At 46.0% G+C, this 20,390-nt stretch carries 22 protein-coding genes; all 22 read right to left on the reverse strand.

The window, feature by feature from the left end; all coding sequences use genetic code 11:
• Positions 1–7 precede the first annotated feature (7 nt).
• Complete coding sequence (locus tag H8716_RS11275) at positions 8–1,573, reverse strand: phage tail tip lysozyme (RefSeq protein WP_249308936.1); 1,566 nt, start codon at positions 1,571–1,573, stop codon at positions 8–10.
• Positions 1,560–1,700 carry a hypothetical protein gene (locus H8716_RS11280; RefSeq protein ID WP_249308937.1) on the reverse strand — a complete coding sequence of 47 codons (141 nt, stop codon included), beginning with the start codon at positions 1,698–1,700 and terminating at the stop codon, positions 1,560–1,562. The genes H8716_RS11275 and H8716_RS11280 overlap by 14 nt, the downstream gene beginning before the upstream one ends.
• A 63-nt stretch (positions 1,701–1,763) precedes the next feature.
• Complete coding sequence (locus tag H8716_RS11285; RefSeq protein ID WP_249308938.1) at positions 1,764–1,967, reverse strand: holin; 204 nt, start codon at positions 1,965–1,967, stop codon at positions 1,764–1,766.
• A 137-nt stretch (positions 1,968–2,104) separates the two neighbouring features.
• The gene (locus tag H8716_RS11290; protein ID WP_249308939.1) at positions 2,105–2,485 is read right to left on the reverse strand and encodes a hypothetical protein; all 381 of its coding nucleotides are present in this window, start codon (positions 2,483–2,485) and stop codon (positions 2,105–2,107) included.
• A gap of 180 nt (positions 2,486–2,665) precedes the next feature.
• Positions 2,666–3,103: a putative ABC transporter permease gene (locus H8716_RS11295; RefSeq protein ID WP_249308940.1), complete on the reverse strand. Its 438-nt coding sequence runs from the start codon at positions 3,101–3,103 to the stop codon at positions 2,666–2,668.
• Positions 3,100–3,738, reverse strand: coding sequence for a DUF4376 domain-containing protein (locus tag H8716_RS11300; RefSeq protein ID WP_249308941.1), 639 nt, complete (start codon positions 3,736–3,738; stop codon positions 3,100–3,102). The genes H8716_RS11295 and H8716_RS11300 overlap by 4 nt, the downstream gene beginning before the upstream one ends.
• Positions 3,680–5,278, reverse strand: a complete 1,599-nt coding sequence (locus H8716_RS11305) for a reverse transcriptase domain-containing protein (RefSeq protein WP_249308942.1) — start codon at positions 5,276–5,278, stop codon at positions 3,680–3,682. Before H8716_RS11305 ends, H8716_RS11300 begins: the two co-directional genes overlap by 59 nt.
• A 310-nt stretch (positions 5,279–5,588) precedes the next feature.
• Positions 5,589–7,277 carry a hypothetical protein gene (locus tag H8716_RS11310; protein WP_249308943.1) on the reverse strand — a complete coding sequence of 563 codons (1,689 nt, stop codon included), beginning with the start codon at positions 7,275–7,277 and terminating at the stop codon, positions 5,589–5,591.
• Between the two features lie 17 nt (positions 7,278–7,294).
• The gene (locus H8716_RS11315; RefSeq protein WP_249308944.1) at positions 7,295–7,675 is read right to left on the reverse strand and encodes a phage tail-collar fiber domain-containing protein; all 381 of its coding nucleotides are present in this window, start codon (positions 7,673–7,675) and stop codon (positions 7,295–7,297) included.
• Positions 7,675–8,652, reverse strand: coding sequence for a YmfQ family protein (locus H8716_RS11320; protein WP_249308945.1), 978 nt, complete (start codon positions 8,650–8,652; stop codon positions 7,675–7,677). Before H8716_RS11320 ends, H8716_RS11315 begins: the two co-directional genes overlap by 1 nt.
• Positions 8,639–9,739, reverse strand: a complete 1,101-nt coding sequence (locus H8716_RS11325; RefSeq protein WP_249308946.1) for a baseplate J/gp47 family protein — start codon at positions 9,737–9,739, stop codon at positions 8,639–8,641. The genes H8716_RS11320 and H8716_RS11325 overlap by 14 nt, the downstream gene beginning before the upstream one ends.
• Positions 9,729–10,163, reverse strand: a complete 435-nt coding sequence (locus tag H8716_RS11330; RefSeq protein ID WP_195978126.1) for a DUF2634 domain-containing protein — start codon at positions 10,161–10,163, stop codon at positions 9,729–9,731. The genes H8716_RS11325 and H8716_RS11330 overlap by 11 nt, the downstream gene beginning before the upstream one ends.
• Before the next feature lie 4 nt (positions 10,164–10,167).
• Entirely contained in the window at positions 10,168–10,413 is a 246-nt protein-coding gene (locus tag H8716_RS11335; RefSeq protein ID WP_249308947.1) for a hypothetical protein, read from the reverse strand.
• A gap of 11 nt (positions 10,414–10,424) precedes the next feature.
• Positions 10,425–11,636, reverse strand: a complete 1,212-nt coding sequence (locus H8716_RS11340; protein ID WP_249308948.1) for an SH3 domain-containing protein — start codon at positions 11,634–11,636, stop codon at positions 10,425–10,427.
• 8 nt (positions 11,637–11,644) lie between these two features.
• Positions 11,645–12,361, reverse strand: coding sequence for a LysM peptidoglycan-binding domain-containing protein (locus H8716_RS11345; RefSeq protein ID WP_249308949.1), 717 nt, complete (start codon positions 12,359–12,361; stop codon positions 11,645–11,647).
• Positions 12,351–17,051, reverse strand: a complete 4,701-nt coding sequence (locus H8716_RS11350; protein WP_249308950.1) for a phage tail tape measure protein — start codon at positions 17,049–17,051, stop codon at positions 12,351–12,353. The genes H8716_RS11345 and H8716_RS11350 overlap by 11 nt, the downstream gene beginning before the upstream one ends.
• A 12-nt stretch (positions 17,052–17,063) precedes the next feature.
• A complete protein-coding gene (locus H8716_RS17620) occupies positions 17,064–17,189 on the reverse strand; it encodes a hypothetical protein (protein ID WP_279326483.1) in 126 nt (41 codons plus the stop codon).
• A 77-nt stretch (positions 17,190–17,266) separates the two neighbouring features.
• The gene (locus tag H8716_RS11355) at positions 17,267–17,740 is read right to left on the reverse strand and encodes a phage tail assembly chaperone (protein WP_249308951.1); all 474 of its coding nucleotides are present in this window, start codon (positions 17,738–17,740) and stop codon (positions 17,267–17,269) included.
• Between the two features lie 79 nt (positions 17,741–17,819).
• Entirely contained in the window at positions 17,820–18,254 is a 435-nt protein-coding gene (locus H8716_RS11360; RefSeq protein WP_249308953.1) for a phage tail tube protein, read from the reverse strand.
• A gap of 15 nt (positions 18,255–18,269) precedes the next feature.
• Entirely contained in the window at positions 18,270–19,604 is a 1,335-nt protein-coding gene (locus H8716_RS11365) for a phage tail sheath subtilisin-like domain-containing protein (RefSeq protein ID WP_249308955.1), read from the reverse strand.
• A 6-nt stretch (positions 19,605–19,610) separates the two neighbouring features.
• On the reverse strand, positions 19,611–19,841 hold the full coding sequence (locus H8716_RS11370; protein ID WP_249308956.1) for a hypothetical protein: 231 nt from the start codon (positions 19,839–19,841) through the stop codon (positions 19,611–19,613).
• The gene (locus H8716_RS11375; RefSeq protein WP_249308957.1) at positions 19,811–20,380 is read right to left on the reverse strand and encodes a hypothetical protein; all 570 of its coding nucleotides are present in this window, start codon (positions 20,378–20,380) and stop codon (positions 19,811–19,813) included. Before H8716_RS11375 ends, H8716_RS11370 begins: the two co-directional genes overlap by 31 nt.
• Between the last annotated feature and the right edge of the window lie 10 nt (positions 20,381–20,390).

A 20,390-nucleotide genomic window follows, 5' to 3' on the forward strand; every position in this document is an offset into this window, starting at 1 on the left:
ATTTTTCTCACTGGACATATTTTTTCTTTTTGTAATACGCTGCGATCCAGCCGGACGGAATCCGCATCCAGATATTTCCTGCGCTGTCATTTTTGATTTCAAGACAAGAAACTTCGGTTCCTTTTTTCAGTTCGCCAGACGTGTAAGCGTGTTCTCTCGCATTTTTGGTGAGGTCCTGCCATTTCTTTGCGGAGTAATCTGTACCTGCGCCCTTCCGAACTCTCAGATTATCTACCGCGGTAGTATAAATCTTTCCAACCGTATATGTAGGGGTCTTGCTGGCTGAATTTCCTGTTCCGGCAGCCTTTGCATTGTGTAATGCAACCAGTTTTGCCTTTGAAGCAGAGCCATATTTTCCATCAACTTCAAGGCCGTTTACTTTCTGGAACTTTTTGAGTGCTTTATCTGTATTGGTTCCAAAATCGCCATCTGCGCCACTGGAACCGCAAGAGTATCCAAGATCAATTAACATGAGCTGCATGGTTTTGACTGCCACCCCTGTGTCACCTTTCATCAGATAATTTCTTTTGGTAGCCTGTGCGGTTTCTCCGCCGGTATATCTCAGAACATGTGTCCATGGATAATTTCTGTAGCTGCGGATCAAGAATTCTTTTCCAGTCTGATCTCCCGGCTTGCCTCCATGTGCAGTGCCTTTCTCGTTGATAGATGCCTCGACCTCTTTTCCATTTCCACAGTACATAGCGGCATGATACGTGGTATTCAGAAGCACATCACCACGTTTCAGCCCGGATCCTGTCGCAAGGTTTACAGCATTGGTAACAACTTCAAATCCGTTTGCCGTAAATACGCCGGGCATATTTCCTGTGTAAGTTGCTCCTTTTGTTTTGACCGGAACGCCTGCATTTTCCCATGCAGTAATAACTGCGGAAGAACAGTCATAATCTCCATCACTTCCCCATCTGTGATCCTGACAATATCCATGGCTATCATCATTCGCAGTCTGCTCCATCCATGAAATCGCCTTTTCAATTCTCTGCTGTACTGTCATTTCCTTTGCTCCTTTCACATAGGTGTCATAAAACTTCTGTCCTCTTGCCGCTCTGCCGGCGCATACGCTTTCGCCAGTATTTGCCGGAATCTCAAATTTCTTCAGGACAACATCAGATGCCTGCCGGATTGTTGTTGCAGTTTTCAGAATCGCAAGCACAGGGCTGTAGCTTTCTCGCAGTTCTTTCAGCAGGAACTCAAGCTGCATTTCAAGATCCGCAATGGACGTTCCATTCTGTTTCGCATAGTTCCACAGTCTTGATTTTCTTCCCGGGCTTGTCCACTGTGCCAGACCGTAACCATACTGTTTCCCAGCTAATGGGTGAAGGAACTCTTCGCATGAGATTTTTCCGGTATCAATCGCAGTGGTATAGCTCTCGTGTGTATATGTTTTCCCATTTTCTTTCAGCCGCTTAATGCACAGGTACTCTACCCTGTTCGGATAAAATCCGTCACTTTCTGCTTCCAGATTGCCAAGCAAACCACAGGCTCCGGCAGGTGTCATGCCAGCAGCAATAAATTTCTTATAAGCCTTTTTCTCTGCTTCAATGTTAATCGTCGCCATCATGTTCTCCTTTCCGTCCATAAGGACACACATCATCTATAAATCGTCCGAGCTCCCGGGCTAATAAAAAAGTGAAGCCGCCCACGCAGACCAGCCCCACCAGAATAATCGTCGCAAATGTTTTCATGTTTTTGCTCCAAAAAGGGGCGATTACTCGCCCCTCAGTTGATCTATGAGTTTATTCAACTCGTTATTTAGTTTCCTCAATTTCCGGAAGTCCCGCAAGAGATGTCAGCACTGATGCCACGCCTGCCAGTGCCGCTGTTCCCACAACAACTTTCCAGTCTACGGCAGAAATGGTCGCTGACGCCGGCAGTAATGCTACTGCGGTCTGCGCCATTGTTTTCGCTGCGCGAATGCCTGCTGCTTTGATCCATACTTTAAAATTCTTCATAGATATGTTCCTCCTGTTTATAATGCTGCCGTGAGCTTGTCACAGCCCACAGCGCAGTTCTTTTTCCTTTTGGTGCATAAATTATCACCTACAATAAAACTAACGAATTTGAGCTATTCTGCACGTTCCTGTAAGTTTTACAGAAATGAGTTCTCATCTTTGCATTTTTCGTAAGTCCTTTTCACATTGTCTGTCGCAGATACTGCCTTTCCGTTTGGAAATCTGGGGTGATCCTGACAGTAGCGCTCGTAGGTATCAACATCTTCGATAATCTGATCGAAATGTTCTTTTGAATGCCGCATCTTATGACGTATTTCATCATCAAACCGAAGGATGCGATACCGGGCAGTTTTCGCCTCGTTTGCATCCATTTTTTCGTTGAGATCCGCATTCAGCGCTTTCCCAATCGTCCTCGCGATTGCGCTCCAAGGGTTGATTCTAATGGGAGCAACCTGTACCAGCGTGAGGACAATCAGCAGGACACTTCCGCCAGTCTCTACGAACTCTTTCATGCTCATTGGCTTTTACCTCCTCTCCTAAGAATATATCCTCAGACTCGTCAACGCCTGCGTATGGACGGCAAAGCATTTCGAGTACATCAAGGTCTTGCTCAATCTGTTCGAGTGTCTTATTTCCCTGTCCTTTTACCAAAAGCAAGAGGTCATAAATGCTCGACCAGAGCCGGGAGATTATCTTAATCATTTCTTCCTCCAGAAATAATAATGTGGTTTCTCTTCTCCGAACATGTTATATCTCAATTCGTCGTCCAGTGCGATTGCTACGGCTGACAGGAAAAACCACAGGAATGAAAACGGTAAGCAGATCTGCCCCCACAAATTCAGCGGCATATTGCTGTAGTCCCAGATATTCAGACCAAGCCAGATATTCAGAACAACACCTGCAATCAGCTCTGTACCGGTAATAACCAGACAGCCAATCAACATCTGCAACGGAAGTGGCATATCCCATCCGATATGCTCATTCAAAAGCCCACACATAACGAAACAGAAGCCCCCGACGGCAAACATCGTCCAGTGCGTATGCCCTCTGAAAATCAATTCAAAAAGGCAATAAAGAAGTCCTCCTATTGCCCACAGATACATGGTCTTATACAACTTCTTCAGGAATAACTTCATTTTACCTCCGCCTCCTTCAAATATTCTTTCAGAACTTCCGACTGATACTCTACCGGAATTTCATCACCGTACTGGATTGCTTCAATCTCGGAAGCTTTCGTACATGATTTTACCCAGTCGTACATACTATTGCAGTAGGTGGTCTGGACAGACACATGCTCCATCGCAGCCTTTACGACAAGCCCCATTTCTTCGGCAGTATAGAACTTGCATGGATTGCCGTCATTGTGGTATTCGCATTTTTCAGCGCCGGCGTTGAGCTGAGCCTGTTTGCCAAAGAGATTGAGCTGATCGTGAATAGTCAGGCTGAAATGCTGCGTTTCTTCTCCAATTTTAACGTCGATGCCGGAAACAATTTTTTCTTCACACGCTGCAGACACTTCCGACAACTTTGCAGCTCTTCTTGCTTCAATCCCAAGTTCATTTGCATCTAAGTCAGGAATCTGTTCCAACATAGAAAACCAGAAACCAAAATCAGCAGCAATTTCCTTTTCTGAAATTACTGCTACGTCTACCCTGCAAAAAATCTCATCAGCCTCATATCCTGTCGGGCCATCTTCTATTTCCTGTACAATTTCATGCTGGTTGTTCCTGAGCCACACATCTGCTACGCCATTCGGTTTTGCCTTGTACACTACCTTTTCCATTTTTTCGGGACTTTGAACCTTGTACATAATATCGCCTCCACATATTGAAATATTTTTTCTCAACATAGCCATTTCCTTTGTCGTGATCGCTTGCAATTTTCCTTGCAATCCGCATAAGTTCATCTACCTTGTTTCTGATCCGATATTTCACCATATTGGTATTTTTGAACCAGCCATATGCAGATATGACCGACCTCACAAATTTGATTTTTACAGCAACATGGTGTTTTACCAGTTTCAGAAATTTATTCATCTTCCGTCGTGCGGTAAGAAAAATGTTCCTGCGGATTGTTACCCATACTTTCTTGTGCTTTTTCTGTCTCCCAAAATACGACTTCATTTCTACATCTCCACCATGAAACCGAAATCCCATGAAATCCAGTAGGGAACCCTTTGTTTTTCCAACCTGATCCTCATACATGGTTTTCTGCATAATCCAGTCTGGCTTAATTCTCAAGTCGAGAAATTCCAGCATATAGGCGATCATCATTTTGACTGCCTGCTTCAAATGGGTTTTATTCGCTGCATACATCGTTATATCATCCATATAGAAAATGACATGTGCTATTAACCTTTTGATTTTCGTCTGCCCTCTCCGGCAGGTTTCTTTAACCAGTCGCTCGCTTGCATAATGATAAGCGTATGAGAGAAAATAATTGCATAAATCCTTTGATACAGGAGAGCCTATCAGAATACCTCTGTCCGGTGCCAACGCTTCCGGCGACGGCCATTCCTCATATAGCTCTATAAATACAGTAAACAGATATAGCAACTCATCCGATTTGTGCAGATCTCTTTTCAGCAGTTCCAACAGTTTTCCATGCCGGATTGACGGATAGCATTTCTTTACGTCAGCCTTTGCGCTATATCTTGTACCTTCAACATCATTAGAGAGCCAACGCAGGACTGCTTTCTTGCCATAGTTCTGGCCTCTTCCTTTGATGGAAGCGCACTGATATGTTCCCAGCTTTGCTTTGAACAACGGTTCCGCCGCCTTTGCTGCAACCTGCTCATATAAGCGAAACAATATTGTTTCCAGCCCAAGCATACGTTCCTTTCCACTTCCCGGGTCATTGATCTTTGTATAGCGGATCAACGGCTGTCCGTAAGTGTTCGCCAACAAATGTTCCCTAACGGTTCTGGTACGGATATGATATGCCATTTCCAACGCCAGCTTGTAATGTGCCGCCCTCCAGAAATCATTCTCAGGGAGATTGCCAACGCTAAGTGCCGCAAACTCTTTACGGTCTACCGGCTCTAGGTTCGTCAGTTGCGGCTTTAGATACTGTTTTACATGCTCCCGGCTTTCCCCGGTATAGCAGGCAAAGAACCTCACAGAGCTATTCTTTCTGTATTTATCGTGCATATAATCTGTGATTACATCATAAATCCTGTCTGTGTCCGAAACCACAAGTCTCTTGCAATATGTTTTCATGTTTCTCTTTCTTTCTGCTTCAAGGACGTTCGGGTTTACTACTAGCCCCCATCTGTGTCCACTTCCGCCACAGAGCCAGAGACATGTTGCCATGCCTCCGGTGCTGGTTCGTCAATTTCGGGCATTCCGCCCCAGCCCTTTCGGAGTTCCCTTTAAGGGAACGAAATACAGCACCTCTAAGTTATGCAGAAATTCGAGCGGCATAGTTCCAGTTCGAGTTGGAAAGCCCATTGTTCAGGTTCGCATTCCGACGGCCGTCATTCGCACCGTTGTTCAGGTTGCCCGAGCCAAGAACGGAAGCCACTGTGCTGTAAGTCCTGTTGAAATATCGTTGATAGTTACAATTTCTTATGTTGCCTTAAAAGGGGAGATCCCCTCTTGCTATCGCAATTCACCCCCGGCGTTACGCAGCCGCTTTGCGTCCGCAACGCCCGCAGGCAGAAAGACGAGCGGCACAGGTCCAGTCCGAGTAGGAAAGCCCATCGGTCAGGAGCGCAAACCGACGGCCGCCCGACGCACCGCAGCCCAGGTAGCCCGAGCCAAGAACCTCTCGCTGGCTATCGCCAGTCGTCTCGAGGTTCTCTGTGTAAAGCCCATCAGCATAACCAGTGCTGGAAGTTGCTGCAACCTCAACTGGATAACGCACTTCTGGATCATCAGCGGAATAACCAAGCTTGCTGATATATTTCCAGCTGCCTTTGTTGTCCGGAATTGCATAACCAAGAGCAATCCAATCGTCAGTTGTAGCTCCTGCGGTAGTCATTTTCGTACAGTCATAGCAGATATATGGACGCATCACATGATTTTCAATCTTCATGACTGTATTTCCTTTCGGTTCCCAGAATCCAGAAGACATTTCCACGCCGAACAAAATGTATGGCTCTTTTCCGCTGGTGTTGCTCACAGGGGATCCGCAAGAACCAAGCACATCATCACATCCGCCTGTGTTCCACGGCATCGTACTGATAATTGTTTCACACGTCACGCCAGATACAGAAGTCGGCGCTGTAGAAAATTTCTGTCCTCCATTATCAACATATACAGCCGCATTATTGCTGTCATAATCTTCAATCTTTGTGATCTTTACTTTATTCGCTTTTGCGTGAAGTCCACTCGATCCTCGGTCGTTATTCGCCTTTCCTTCACTTGTAAGGCTGTTGGCATTTCCTATGGAAACAGTTCCTCCAACAACAAACTCTTTGGCCGCACTTTTAGAAATAATGATTCTTTCCACATCGTTTTCCTGCACAGTGGCAGTTGTCTGTGTCCACCACCAGTTACAACCTGCCATCACCGACTGGCTATGTCTGGTAGCGAAGGCAATCTCCATAAGTCGTGTCATTCTCTCTGAATCCTGAGAAGTCTCAGCACAATACTGTGTGCCTTTTGCCCGGAACTTTGTCAAGGAACTCTGGAAGCTGTAGTTTTTCGGAGATACACCACTGATCGAGGACGCAACACCGTCCGCATTGTCACCAGACATATATTTTGCAATCGCCACAAATGGTCGGATTGTTCCGTCCGGTCTGATTGCGCCGCCCTCTGGCAGCCATTCTGCAGAGTGTCTGGTATCAGAAACAACAGTGTCCTCGCCGTTTGCATCAAATTTGCGATATACATACTGGGTAAGATACAGACACCATGTATCATATTTTGTTCGGGAGAATTCATTATCAATATCCTTGATATACTGAACCTGAAAATCTCCGTTTTCATTAACAGATCCATTAACTTCCAGATATGCAAAACAGCCGCGTCCATCGAAATCATTTTTCGCACGAACGGTATTCGTAGACGGAGCTGCTGTCATGCCAACCGCATCATAAAGTCGGGTTCCAGTGCTTGCCGGTGTCACATCGTAATTGTCGAAATGTACGCCGTACTTCTTGCCATCCTTATGCAGATTCAGCAGGAATAACGCCTGCTCATTTTTTGTACCGGCAAAGTTTGTGACCGCTTCTTTTAGAGCAACATCATTCTGAATGAGCTGTCCAAACAGTTCATTGAAAACGTCCGCATGGTTACGGTCAGTTGTTTCCAGCTTTCGCAGATATTCGTTGAATACCGCATTGTTCACATCAAAAAAGCTCATTTTGTAGCCTCCTTATTTTAGAATGTATCGTCGCATTCGAAGATTGCTTCCATATCGCCGTCTTTGCCTTTTTTCATAAATGCCTTAAATGCAACAAAGTCGCCCTGTGCGTCATACAGGCCAACTTCGGAAATATATTCACCGGCAAGCTCGCTGGCTGTCAGTGTACAGCTATACCGGATTTTTGTATCAGACACCACGGTATAGCCGTCGATGTCCTTTCTCAGAACTTCCTTGTGAAGTGCATTCTGATCCGGTGAGTGTGTCACAATTTCACCGGCGGAATTTACGCCGCCGGTACCAAATGCCATTCCTACAATTTTGGGAAGCGCTGCGATACCAGCTCTTGCTTCCAACATTTTCTTCTTTGCTCTTGTCGTAACGGTTGTTCCTGCCATTACAGTTCCTCCCTTCCAGAGTTAAGATTTATAGTTCCGTCCAGCGCAAAATCTCCATTCAATGGCTTTGCGTGCGCTGGAATAAAAAGATTTACTCCGATATCTTCCTGTGCGCCTATATCCATGCGATATGTTTCCTTAACAATCGGTGGCATTGTGTGATCCAATAATAGGCTGCCGTCCAGATCCGTCATTCCATCCAGAGTTCCGTAACCTTCCCACCAGTTAAGTAGAACACGATGAACCGGGAATATTTCTGCCTGCATTTCATGCTGGATTCTCACCCGGCACTTCATCTTTGGAAATGCAATTTCATTTCCAGCCTCCACCACAATCGGATATTTGAACGTAAAAAATGGCGGAAGTTCCGCTGAAAGTTCTGCCGCCCCATCAAGAGCATTGGAACCGTTCAGTGTTCCGTCCCACCATGTAATCTGTGCCCTATGCCTTATCCTATTGTAAACAATCTGCTCTTTCAAAACGAATGTACAGATCATATCCCGGATTGTAAACGACAGGTGCTCCGGGTATCTCCGACTGATAATGTTATGGATCTTCCGTTGTGAAAACTGTCCGTCCTCGTCGCAGAAAATTCGGATTTGCAGCTTAACACCATTCCACCACAACTCACTCTCACAGCCGGTATAGGCTTTGATGATCGACTGGATAACCGTCTTTGACAGTTTTCCTGTCCCAGACCAGTATGCAGCCACCGTTTTTCTCCGTTCTTCCAACGTTTCATCTGGCTCAGGTTCTATTCTAAGCGCCGGTTCAAATACCGTCGTAATTGTTCTTTCGTCCGCATTTGCCGGAAACTGATTATTCACAACTCTTTCCAGCCAGTATGCCATCAAATCCAGTGTCCACCCTGCGAATCGGTAATTCGCATCCATCTCTCTGAACTCAGTCCACCATTTCGGGCCATAGCTCACGATTTCTTCATATCCGCTCCGTTGCTGGTTATTAAAGATTTCCATTGACCTCCACCTCCCCGATTACCGGAACGTGGTATATATCGCAGGTGATATTTCCTTTTCCACCATTCACAAGCAAATTGTCAAAATCAACAATATCGGAAATGTTGGAGATCAAGGCGCTCACATTATTGTATCTGATTACAATTTCATCCGAAGTTGAGTTTAATGCCAGTTCCTTCAGATATGCTTTCACGGCGTTTGATACTTCCGTCTGAATTCCGTTGTAGGTGCTTTCTGCTTTTTTTGTCACATCCAGTTTTATACTGATTTCCTGTTTCTTTGCTGCAACCGCAGTGAAGAAACATCCGAATGTCGCTTTCCCTTCTCCGAAGCCCTGTGCGCCGGGATCAATGGTATCCTGCACCAGCTTAACCACGCTTTCTGCCGGCTCCGTTCCCTCTGTGGAAATGATAATTCCGAGAACTGTACAATCTCCATTCCACAGTGGAACGGTTCTTGTACGCCCCACGCCCTGAATTTCTTCACACCACGACCGTATCTGCACCTTATTTCCGTTTTCCGCTGGCCCGGACAGCTTATCTATGTATCTGGATCTCGCAGAATCATCCTCTTCCATATCCACTGCCGGCACCGCAAGTTCTTTCAGAGTTGCACTGATAAGATTATCCACATCTTGGTCTGGAATAACCGGAAGTCCCGGAACCAGTGTGTTCATATCCGTTCCGGTTTCCTCTGACACAATCACCCATCTGTCGTTTAGCTTCTGTGTGGTAAAGAAATGATCGTCGCAGCTCATAAGATCGCCGACCTGTGGTTCCGCTCCTACATATTCCACATAATAGGTTGCTGCCGTATCTGCCGGTGGATTTCTTTCCATGCCACGCTCCATCATTTTTTCAGTCAGAACGTCGCCGGTGCAAGTAAGGATAGAAAGAATTTCGTTTACAGTGGCAAGATCGTTGAAAAATTTTGCCGTTCGGATGATATGGCCCGAGCAGGCATCCATATAGACGCTGCCTTGATGTGTGTCTACACCAAGCTCCGCGCCCATATCTTCGCACTCTGCCATCAGATAATCTTCTGTAATTTCATCAAGCCCAAGCTCTCCAATATTTTTAATCGCCATCCGCTATCGCCCCCTCTATCTCAATATCTCCATAAATTGTGCTTGCGACAAATGACACATGAACACTGTCGTGAGATATGATCTCATAGGAAAAATCCGAAACGCCAGTAATCCGTTCATCATAAAGCAATGCTTCCTCCAGCATTACCGGCATATCAGATTCCAGAAAATCATCTGTAAGTCCACTGTCATTTATCTTGTTGAAAAAATCACACCCATACTGGTCATCATAGATTAAATGAGCGAACCGGGTTGTTGACAGAATTTTCCAGATAGCCTGCACCACAGCTTCTTTCCCGTCTATCATTCCCCCGATTCGTTTTCTTTCAAAATCCATCTTATAGGTGCGATATACCTGATTTGATTCGTCTATATCGTCCTCGTCAAAAGGAACGCTGACAATTTCATCTAATTCTTCGTCCATATTCTCACACCCTATCCATCATGTAGTATGATTTTCCATTATTAAAGGCGAACATATAGAAATGCTCGCCCGCATTTAAAGGTTCCAGCCTGTCGGGTACCGTTAAGGAAATAGCCGACAAGCTTATATTTATGTCATTTTGCAACGTCACCTGCAAGGGATCAACGCTCGTCACTGCACCGATTACCATTTTCGGAACATACGGCTGCACCATCTGCTGGATCAATTGCTTAATTGATGTAGCTGCCATAACGCCTCCTGTCAGATTTCTTTCAGATAACCAGAATAAGAATATCCTGTAGTGCCTTTATACCTCACATGGAGCCAGCCATTCTTGGATTTTCCATCCCCCTCCGCAGTTTTTCCATATGGAATCGCTGTAAGTTTTGTGCCATTTGGCTCTTTTCTGATAAACAATCCGCTTCTCGCCGTCACCCGATACTTTTTATTCCATGTGCTGCTATTTCCGCTGCCTGAAGAACCATTGCTGGATTTGTAGTCGGGTACATAATTCAATTTCAGTTTCATTTGGTGCTTTCCATTCTCGAATGTATGGGTATCTTCATCAACATACATTACTTTCGTCAGCCCTAACGCACTGATTTTCACATGAACACAGCCGCCCGAAATTACTGAAATATCCCCTGTGCCAGTCCATGTTAAGGACTGTGCCACTACGCTCTTCTCTTCTTTGAAGGTCGCAATTTTCTGGTTCAGCTCCGTTGCACTTGCATCATTGTCCACTGACTGAACATCTGCAAACTTACCAATTTTCTTCTCCAATTCCTTATTGGTATACGATTTCTTGGTTTTATTCTTGGATGTAATCAGCTTTATCCGAGTTCTGGTGTCATAAATGGAGCGTGTCTGCTCATAGCTTTCCGTATTGGTCGCAACGCTCAGTTCCGGCATGGTATTCACATCTTTTCTCTGCCAGAGATATATTTTCCCTTTTTCAGATCTGACATAATACCGTCTGCCGGTTGATTTGTACGTTTCACTCAGAGCCTCTTGAATCACGTCCCAGTATGTGGAATTGGATTTTACAAGCTCTGATATTTTCTTTCCGGTATCTACTGCACTACCAACCGTCAAGCCAGCACGCTTGCAGCAATCTTTAAAGATCTGAGTTGCCGTTTTCTTTTTGTAGCTGAAAGAATCTTTGCTGTTGCTGAGGTATATGCAGTTGTCCCATGCCTTCAAGGTGAGTTTCCGGGCACTGCTCTTTGTTTCCGTCATAAGCAGCCCTCGAAAAATCTCTTTGCCGTCCAGATACAGCACGCAAGTCTGGCCACTTCCGCAGTCTACGAAAGCTCTTTTCATTGCATACCCTTCCGAATCAAACAGAACAACAGAAATGCTCCTTGGTGCAGCGCCTTTCCTGCCGGATACCGTAACGGAAGAAACCAACTCGCTATAATCGTAAAAGGTTCGCCCTCTGCCTATCATAAATTTCAACTTATAATCTGCCATAACGCCTCCTACGGTATTGTGATCGTCGTGCCGGGAAAAATCAGATTTCCATTCCGGCAGTTAGAGTACCCATGTTTCTTTGCAGCTTTGTTCAGCACACTCTTATTGGCATTATAGATTTTGGTGCATTTTTTGCCGTCTCCATAATACTTTTTCGCAATATTCCACAGGCAGTCGCCCCGTTTGATTTTGTAAGTCTTTTTCTTCTGGGTGTTATTTACCCTTTTCTTTGTTTTTGTCTGTTTTGCCGGGGCTTTTTTCTTGGTGTTCGGCTTCGTGTATTTCTTTATGGTTACTGACCGATACTCTTTCAGCGTGATGGAGTAGCTGATTGTTCCAACATCGCCGCCCTCTTCCGTAGCGGTATAGCTGGTTATCACAGCATATATGTTCAAGCTGAATGCCCCAGAAAAGACTAAATGCAGTGGATTTGCTGCATTCATAAGTGCCAGAATCCATTTGTGCATTGTCTGTGGCGATTTGAAATTCTTTTTCTGGCAAGTGCAATAGCTGCCATAGGTTGCCGGAAAGTAAGAAGACCAGCTTATTTGCATCGGTCCTCTCTTCCCCTTGTGAAGCAGAGTGCCAAGACGGTCAATGTCAGAAGTGACCGCCTTGCCATCTATTTTGATCTGTATTGATTCCGGATTCATCGGGACTTGATACTGCTTCTTATCGTTGTCGTAATTCATCCAGATCGTATACTTGGAAGCTTTAAAACTCATACGCCCCTTCTCCTTCCTCAATAATTTCCTGCTGCACGATATTCATAAATACGTCTCGCAGGTTTTCCATCATAGCGTCTACAATCTTCTCTTTTGAAACTCCACTTCCAGAAACGTTTATACTGCCCTGTCCGCCTATCTCTAACCTAATTATCCTTTCGCTGGTTTGAGGGCTTCCTACAGGCTGTGACACGCTCTGAGGTGCATTTGCTGTTTGCACTGGTGCTTCCACACTCTTTCCCTCGCCACTATTCAGAACGCCAAGCATTTCGCCAGTCTGCTCAAACAGTGATAAGGAACGGTCTGAACCGTCCAGAGGGATAATGGATTCTGGCCCGGCTTCTGCCACAATACCCAAATGCGGTTCATCAAAGATACCGCCAAGAGCATGAAGCGAAGCAGATACCGTTGCAGATCCAGTTGCCCCGCCGCCAAAGCTGATTGTCTTTGTTGGGTTCGCAAGAGAATAATTTGCTGTCAGTGTTACATTTACTACTCCAGACGCAGAATAAGGTGAAGCCCATGCGCTCCGCACAAGTCCGCCAACTTCCGCATACAGTGCAGCAATATTGTCCGCCCCTTTTGCGAGGGTAACATCAACTGTTCCGTCTGCTGGAAGCGCTGTCGCAAATGCAGATGTTATATCTGTCTGTGCCGCCTCTACTGCCGGGGAGCTGTTGATAGATCCGGCGGTCATTGTAATGTCTGCCGGTACTGTCACCGGAACAGGGTTCTGTTCTCCCAGTTTGGAACCAATCTCAGAGGATAATGCTCCATCATCAATCGTTCCTGCCTGAATCGTAACATTTGCCGGGACGGTAACTGGCACCGCCTCGCCCTGCTGCAATTTTTCAGAAATAGCAGACGCAAGAGCGCTATCATCAAGACTTGCGACCTCGAATTTGATAGTGGTTGGAACCTGTGTTTCTTTTGGTTCCGCCTGTGTTTCCTGTTCTTGTGCTGCCTGTGCAACCTGCGAATCATCAACGCCAGCATTTGTCATGTTGGTTTTCACAGGTTGCTCGCGTTCCAGAACTTCTCCTGTCTCATTCTTTGCCGCTGCTTCTGCCGCTTGCCCCACTTCGGAAGATTCCACACCCTCATTTTTCAGAGTGGTTTTTACTGACTGCTCTTCCTCAATGGTCTGCCCGGTTTCATTTTCCGCAGCTTCTTTAGCTGCTTCACCAACTTGGCTTGCGTCCACACTCGCTGCTTCAACGATTGCCTCTGGGATATTGATAACCTGATTTGGATAAATCAAATTCAGGTCGTCTATATCTGGATTGGCAGCTTCAATCTGGTCTTTTACTTTTGACCAGACTACACCATATTGCTCCATGATTCCAGAAAGCGTTTCACCCTCATTGACGGTGTACTGCAATGCAATTTCCCCGCCATCAAGAGTTGTGGTTCCCACATAGGTGAGACCTTCAAATGCAGTGTCGATCAGTTCTTGGACATGATCCTCGTTGACTTCTATATCCTCGACGTCCGCCTGCATACCTTCGATTGTCACCGGATCAGTGGTGGTTTCCGCAGTAGCCCTCTCGATTGCCGTCCGCAATTCATCTGGTACGTTTACCGTTCCTTCTTGAATTGCCTGTACCAATGCTGCATTCGCTGGATCAGCTACCATCTGACTTGCGAACACCTGCCATGCAGCGTCCGCATCTCCGGCCGCAGCACCGACCATCATAGCGTCGTTGAACGCCTGCATAACATCTTGAGGTATAGCTTGTCCCATTTCCCGGTATTCATCAATCAGCCCTGTCATGCTGTCAACGTCCGGTTTCATGGCTTTATAGATGTCCTGCATTGCTGCCTGATCGCTACCCATGATTTCTTCATACAGGCTTGCGGACTGCATGGAAGCATTAAATCCCCATGCCAGCGAGTCTGCCAGCGCCCCATAGTCCTGATTTTGCAGATATGTGTTCGCGTTTTTCAGAAAGTTATCCGTATTCGTCTGGATAGCGGAATAGTTCTCCTGAAGCTTTTCTCCATAAGCGTCCGACAGTGTGTTTGTTTCAAACTGAACACTGTTTCCGAGCATAGCAGCTTCATTATTTCTTGCTGCATATCCTGCCTGCTCTTTGTAATTTGCCAGCTCTGAATCAGAAATTCTCTGCACGCCGTTTGCATCTGGCCTGTTCAGCGCATTAAGCGTGGTGTACAGTTTCTTTTCAGATTCTTCCAGTGCTGCCGTTGCAGTTTCTCTCTGCTTTCCGACTTCCTCCACAACTTTGGTAAAGGTGTCGTCCGTCAGATCCTTGCCCGATAGCCTACCGTATTTCTGCGTCAGCACGTCCATTTCGGCTTGTGCTTCCGCTTCCTGCCAGCCTTGCATAATATTGTTGATCTTGGTCTGCAATTCATCAATGGCAGCCTGCTCGTCAACATCAATGATTCCGTCTTGCAAAGCATTCTGAACCAGATTTGTAAGACCTGCTGACAGATACTGCATATCCCCGAGATCCTGTTCCGCCCATTTCTCAATCTGAGATCCAAGGCTGGAACCATCCGCCATTTTGATGTCAAACTCTTTGACGGTCATTTCCGCTGCAAGCGTCTGTTCCGAAAGAGCCTGTTCAATGTTGGTCGTAAAGGTCTCGATATTGGACATATATGTGGATTGCTCGTCTTCGGTCAGTGAAATACCAACCCTCGCTCTCCACTCAAGCGTATCGTTCTGCTTCAAGGCATCCTCTGCCTGCTGTACCAGTTCTTCCGCATTATCAAAATGTCCCAGTGCGGCATTGATATTTACAAGCCACTCCGCATTGATTATGCGGGAAGCAAAATCTTTGATCTGAGAATCGTCCAGCTCTACAGTGCCAAAATGAGCCTGTAAGTTGCTGTCAATATTCATTTCGCTGTATTCGTGGAGTGCCACTCCTACAGCAGTAACCGCCGCAACCGCTGCCGCTGCGCCCGCCGCCCAAGGATTGCTGAAAAGTGATCCAGCAAATTTTCCCAGTGCACCTGTCAGACTGCCTGCGTCAGTAACGGCCTTTGCAATATTCATTCCGGTAGATACCGTTTTCATTGCAAGAAAGCCAGCCCCAAGGCTTGTGAGTGCCCCGGTGATTGCCTGCGGATTTTTTAATATGGTTTCAAATAAAGGTTTCAGTGCATTTCCGAGCTTATTCGCACCGGAAGCAAAGGACTCAAATGCAGTCGGTACCCATTCCGTAAGAATCGGGATAATGGTATTGGTTAGATACTGAACGCCCTCTCTCATTGGCTCTTCCATAGCTTCAAATGTCTGTAGCTCCATTTCTTCAAATGCGCTGTTCATATTCGCCATGTCGCCGTTCAGATTGTCGTTCATGGTGTCAGCCATATCCTCTGCTGCGCCTGTAGATCCACGCAACGCCTCTTCGTATCTGGCAATGTTCTCAACGCCTTCATTCAGCATTAAGTTCAAGCCCTTTGTAGAATCGGCAGTAAATGTGGCTCCCAGTGCCGCAGCTCTGTCAGCTTCTCCCATTCCATTTGTGGCCTTTTCCACATCAAGAAGAATATCCGTAAGATCTCGGAAATTACCTTGTGCGTCAGATACCGCCACTGATGTTTCACCAATCTTGATTGCACCATCTTCCATGTTATTCGTGATGTCACGCATAACTGCGGTAAGTGCGGTGCCAGCTTCCGAACCCTTATAACCTTGGTTTGCCATTGCTTCCAACATGGAAGTTACCGTTTCTGCGTCCTGTCCGGCTGCATTTAAGTTTGCCGCACTGTTTCGGTAGGCTTCTCCAAGCTGCGCTGCGGAAGTGTTGCTGTTTGCCTGTGCATATGCAAGCATATCGGCGAAATACACCGAATCCTGAGCCTGCATTCCAAAAGCAGATAAGTAATCGGTGACCATGTCCGAAGCCTGTCCCAGTTCCATTCCACTTGCAGCGGCAAGGTTCAGCACGCCTCCCAATGCGGAAGATGATTGCTGCGCATCCCAACCAGCAAGGCTCATGTATTTGAGGGCTTCGGCTGCCTCTGTTGCGCTGAAAACCGTTGTTGCGCCGTACTCTCTGGCAGTATTTTGTAAAAGAGCCAGATCGCTACCGGTAGCTCCAGACAACGCCTGTACCTCTGACATCATGGCAGTATAATCTTTGCCGATGTCTATAGCGTCCGAAGCATACTTTCCGACCTGGCTTAATACGGCAGCCATTGAAACGACTGCAAATAATTTCTTTAGGGAATCTGCGAGGCTGTTCGCCTTTCCTTCCGCTTCTCCCATACTGGCTCCGGCTTCGTCTGCACTCTCTCCTAAATTCCCAAGACCGTCTCCGTCGCCCAAACCATCTACGCTATCTCCAAGGTTTTCGGTGGATTCTGATAGGCTGCCAATACTCTCCCCTGCATCCTCCGCCGCCCTTGTAAGCTCATCGGCACCATCAGCAGCACTTTCAAATCCCTCGGAAAAATCAACAGCGGAGCTTTGCTCCAGTTCTTCCATTGCCTGTCCAACGGAATCTCCGAGAGAATCCATGCTGCTTGCCGCCCTATCCATTGCATTTCCAAGACTGCTGGCAAATTGCTCAGGTGAATTGCTGCTGAATGCCCGGTCAATCTGTTGCCCCACCTGCTGTAATTGTGTTGCAGATGTTCGTGCCGCAGAGGAAACACGGGAAAGTTTTGAACTCACATCATCTTGCAATGTAAGCCTAACAGAAACATCACTCATGCCATACCTCCACTATGTGGTCTTTATGTAGACCTTTGCCAATCTGTCGGAGGATTCAATAGGATAATCGTTTGCAAGCCTTTCTGATGCGATATAGGCCAGTTGCACATTTCTTGGCATTTCGGCAAATTCTTCCATGCGTAACCCTCTCTTTTGCCAGAGAATATGAGCATACTGCCAGTCTGTGCCGTCTGGTGTCTGTACCGCACCAGACATTAGTTTTTTAAGTTTTTAACAGTCTCTTCCTCGTCCTGTTTCGCCGCAAGACCGCACGCTTCCATAACGCACTTATTCGCATAGCGAAAATCATCTCTATCTGCAAAAAGAGTTTCCGGCATATCCAGACGGTCATTCACCTTATAAAACTCCATAAGTTCAGGATCATCAAGTTTCGGCTGAACAAATGCATCAACCATGATATGCAGGCCTGCTCTCTCAGCGTCATAATCCTTGCGAACAACAACCTGTCCATTTTCAATAACCGGTCTGCTGCCATTCTTTTTGTCTCTGAAAACTTCTGTGGTTTTATACAGGTTTCGGATCTCTTTGATCTCTTTCATGGAGAGCTGTTTAATGATGAAAGGTACCGGATTCCCTTTTTCGTCAGTGAATGTAGGCACGCCCGGAAACTCCACAGTTCCTCTCTCTCTTAACTCTGCTTTCATAAATGCTTTTAAATTCATATCCATATCTGTTGTCCTCCATATGATTGATTTTCCAAAAATTTAAGGGAGAGCCACTGCCCTCCCTTTGCTTCATGCCCTTATATTACGCAAGATCTTTTGCACCAAATTCGATAGAATCTTTTACGACATCTCCATCAGTGTCCAGATCCATAAGAGCGATCTTGCCTGTAATTACACAGCCAATCGCAGTAACGGAATCACCTTTGTTTTTGTCGTAATAGTCTGAATTCTTATCCTCGCAGATTCCCTGAATTTTAAACTCCGGTGTCTTGCCGGTCTTGATATAATCAAGTACCTTTTTCTTCCACAGATTTGTTGTTTTCCACTGTTCCAGAGTACCTGTGATGTCATACCCGATCCAGCGACGGTTCGTTCCTTTTTCGCTCAGTGTCTTACCCTCCCACACTTTTGGGGTAACGTATAACTGAAACTTGCAGGAATCAGCCACAAGAGCACCGTCAATATAAATCTTTCCCTCTCTTGCACAGAGAGGACTTTTATTTACACGTCCTGCCATAATAATCTCCTTTCTTTACCGGGCAATTACTGTGAAGTAATATTTCTCAGCAGAATCCACCGGCTGAATACCGCAGGAGATATATACGCTGTCTCCTGTGGAAGCTCCCCTGTCTACGAGAAAATCATTTTCCTCGTCTACATTCTGGATTGCTCCGTCGTTCTGGTAAGCCTTTAAGATTGCTCGTCCCAGGCCTTCCATTACAGTCCATCCTGTAGGATCGTTGTTGAATCTGCCCGGTACGAATGTAAGAAGCAGATCATTTGCAAAGCTGTCGTACACTCTGCAAGGGCGGCCTTTCATAATATCCGCCGGATCGTCCTGAGTAAATGTAACTTTAGAGTTCACATCATACTCAACGATTACATCTCCTGATTCGCTGACAGTAAAGAAGATTTCGCCTTTCTTAATTGCCTGAATCGCCTCTTCATTTGTCTTTGCTCCGACAACGCCAGTTGCTCCGGTGAAAATTTTATAGGTGAGTGAAGATGTGTAGCCTGCTGCGGCAATCGCTCCTGCCAACCATGCTACTGACTGCGGAATAGTCAGTTCCTCCCCTGCATATTCAGCAGCATTGGTAAGATTGTAAATATTCTCATAATCTGCGGCAGAATTTGCGACTACGAGACCACATTTCCAGCCTATAGAATTACGAATATATTTAATCTTTGTCACAGCGGCGGTAATCAAAGAGGCTTCGCTGGTCGGAAGTGCCATGCAGTTGAACTTGATTTTCTCTGCCATATCAAGGAAAGTTGCTACCGAAGCATTCACTTTGGAATCTTCGTTAGTACCGCCGGTCAGAGATGCAGATGCAAACGCTGCCAGTTCTCCTTCTCCTGCAAAATCCACATAATCAGATTTCAAATCAGTAACCTTCGTCGCTCCTTCGATAAGTTCAACCTCTGATCCATCAAGAACTACGGAAACATCAAATCCACCCTCCGGGTTTGCCACGGAAACAACCTTTATTTTATTTCCAAGGGTTCCCGGATACTTTGCGGTAACATTGCCGGTACCGCTCTTTAAGGTGATAGTTCCTTTTGCCTTTTCTCCGCCGCCTGCGATATATGTATATACCTCAGTAGCATTCAGGAACATGAGCTGAAGCATAACCATACATTCATTGTCGTCGTAAATGGAACGTCCGAATTTCACCTTTGCAGCGTCCGGGGATTCATTGGTAAGATGGATCATCTCTCCTCTCGGTCCCCAGTCATATCCGATCAGCGGAATAATTGCGATACCAGACGGCGCATTGGAAGCTGTCGGCTGTTTTCCGTTTTTGGTAACGACATATGCTCCCGGTCTTACTTTCGGTGAAGATAATTTAAAAGTACCTCCTGCCATGCTTTATCACTCCTTTCCAAGCCATTTGTTGATTCTGGCCTGCGCTTCACTAATGGTCATTTCGGTTGCTGTGCAACCATACATAGCACCATCAAAGGTGCTGGTTGTGATATGAAAAAGCTGCATACACTTGGTACGCAGCTTGTCCATTCTGTATTTAGTTTCCTGCTGTACTGCTTCCTGTTTTGTTTCCTCCACGGTATCAGCTACAGCCGGTTCAGTACGTCTTGTAGGCATTTGTGTTGTACCTCCTGTTCTTTCCGAAGCTCCTCAGTAGCCTTGTACCATGCCTGATACGTTGCATCTGTTCCAAAAAGCCCGGATATATTGATTTTATTTACTGTGCCGCCGGTTTCCCGATTCAAAGAATAGTAATGTTTTATGGCGCAGGTCATTTTCACTATTCCTGTATCTACTGATGAAGTAATCGGATTCGCAAGACGGATATACTTTCCGTCCAATGTTCCATCCTTATTCATCAGGTTTACTTTGCACTCGTCCATCATCAGACTGTCTCGCACTGTAGCAGCGTCGGCATATGCTCGCCAGTCTGTGGATTCCATGAACCATGTGTCCAGATACAGGGTCGTAAGGTAAGTATCAAACGTAACCTTTTTGGTGTCTGTCCTTGGAACTGGAAAATATAAAGATGGAACAGCAAAGGCTTCCGGCAGATCATCAAAATACAGTGCAGCGTTATTATCCGCTTTGTTCTGGATATACCGGATTACAGAAGCGATGCTCTGTTCAAGCTCTAATATAATTTCTGATTCCATTGCTCACCTC

Origin of the sequence: Jingyaoa shaoxingensis (genome assembly GCF_014385005.1) — a bacterium.
Classification (GTDB): Bacteria; Bacillota; Clostridia; order Lachnospirales; family Lachnospiraceae; genus Marvinbryantia; species Marvinbryantia shaoxingensis.

Excerpts from the sequence above, each read along its gene's own strand:
- H8716_RS11320 (WP_249308945.1), bottom strand. The coding sequence starts at position 8,652 with ATGGAAATCTTTAATAACCAGCAACGGAGCGGATATGAAGAAATCGTG.
- H8716_RS11365 (WP_249308955.1), bottom strand. The coding sequence starts at position 19,604 with ATGGCAGGAGGTACTTTTAAATTATCTTCACCGAAAGTAAGACCGGGA.
- H8716_RS11350 (WP_249308950.1), bottom strand. The coding sequence starts at position 17,051 with ATGAGTGATGTTTCTGTTAGGCTTACATTGCAAGATGATGTGAGTTCA.
- H8716_RS11305 (WP_249308942.1), bottom strand. The coding sequence starts at position 5,278 with ATGGCAACATGTCTCTGGCTCTGTGGCGGAAGTGGACACAGATGGGGG.
- H8716_RS11285 (WP_249308938.1), bottom strand. The coding sequence starts at position 1,967 with ATGAAGAATTTTAAAGTATGGATCAAAGCAGCAGGCATTCGCGCAGCG.
- H8716_RS11340 (WP_249308948.1), bottom strand. The coding sequence starts at position 11,636 with ATGGCAGATTATAAGTTGAAATTTATGATAGGCAGAGGGCGAACCTTT.
- H8716_RS11375 (WP_249308957.1), bottom strand. The coding sequence starts at position 20,380 with ATGGAATCAGAAATTATATTAGAGCTTGAACAGAGCATCGCTTCTGTA.
- H8716_RS11275 (WP_249308936.1), bottom strand. The coding sequence starts at position 1,573 with ATGGCGACGATTAACATTGAAGCAGAGAAAAAGGCTTATAAGAAATTT.
- H8716_RS17620 (WP_279326483.1), bottom strand. The coding sequence starts at position 17,189 with ATGGAAGAATTTGCCGAAATGCCAAGAAATGTGCAACTGGCCTATATC.
- H8716_RS11310 (WP_249308943.1), bottom strand. The coding sequence starts at position 7,277 with ATGAGCTTTTTTGATGTGAACAATGCGGTATTCAACGAATATCTGCGA.
- H8716_RS11295 (WP_249308940.1), bottom strand. The coding sequence starts at position 3,103 with ATGAAGTTATTCCTGAAGAAGTTGTATAAGACCATGTATCTGTGGGCA.
- H8716_RS11370 (WP_249308956.1), bottom strand. The coding sequence starts at position 19,841 with ATGCCTACAAGACGTACTGAACCGGCTGTAGCTGATACCGTGGAGGAA.
- H8716_RS11355 (WP_249308951.1), bottom strand. The coding sequence starts at position 17,740 with ATGGATATGAATTTAAAAGCATTTATGAAAGCAGAGTTAAGAGAGAGA.
- H8716_RS11335 (WP_249308947.1), bottom strand. The coding sequence starts at position 10,413 with ATGGCAGCTACATCAATTAAGCAATTGATCCAGCAGATGGTGCAGCCG.
- H8716_RS11325 (WP_249308946.1), bottom strand. The coding sequence starts at position 9,739 with ATGGCGATTAAAAATATTGGAGAGCTTGGGCTTGATGAAATTACAGAA.
- H8716_RS11345 (WP_249308949.1), bottom strand. The coding sequence starts at position 12,361 with ATGAGTTTTAAAGCTTCCAAGTATACGATCTGGATGAATTACGACAAC.
- H8716_RS11360 (WP_249308953.1), bottom strand. The coding sequence starts at position 18,254 with ATGGCAGGACGTGTAAATAAAAGTCCTCTCTGTGCAAGAGAGGGAAAG.
- H8716_RS11280 (WP_249308937.1), bottom strand. The coding sequence starts at position 1,700 with ATGAAAACATTTGCGACGATTATTCTGGTGGGGCTGGTCTGCGTGGGC.
- H8716_RS11315 (WP_249308944.1), bottom strand. The coding sequence starts at position 7,675 with ATGGCAGGAACAACCGTTACGACAAGAGCAAAGAAGAAAATGTTGGAA.
- H8716_RS11330 (WP_195978126.1), bottom strand. The coding sequence starts at position 10,163 with ATGGACGAAGAATTAGATGAAATTGTCAGCGTTCCTTTTGACGAGGAC.
- H8716_RS11290 (WP_249308939.1), bottom strand. The coding sequence starts at position 2,485 with ATGAGCATGAAAGAGTTCGTAGAGACTGGCGGAAGTGTCCTGCTGATT.